This is a genomic window from Collinsella sp. AF37-9 (genome assembly GCF_003475115.1).
GTDB lineage: Bacteria > Actinomycetota > Coriobacteriia > Coriobacteriales > Coriobacteriaceae > Collinsella.
Genome location: NZ_QROQ01000075.1, coordinates 1 through 252 on the forward strand (window position 1 = coordinate 1; position 252 = coordinate 252).

The following is a 252-nucleotide window of genomic DNA, read 5'->3' on the forward strand; positions in this document are numbered from 1 at the left end:
GCGCGATACATCGACTTCATGCTGCGCGAGCTGGCCTCGCAGCCCTATCTCGACCTACGGTCCCTCATCGGCCATAAGGACTACTTCATCCTGAGCACCAATGTGGACACCCAGGCCGAGAAGACGTTTCCCGACGAGAGAACCTGTAACTATCAGGGAAGCTTCGCGCACCTTCAGTGCAAGCAGCCATGCTGCGACGAGCTCTTCGACGCGAGCCCCTACGTCGAACGCATGCTCGCGGGCATGGCGGGG

Annotated in this window: 1 pseudogene; it reads left to right on the forward strand. The window is 60.7% G+C overall.

The features are described from left to right. A pseudogene (locus tag DW024_RS10225) lies at positions 1 to 252 on the forward strand (hypothetical protein); the annotation flags it as partial.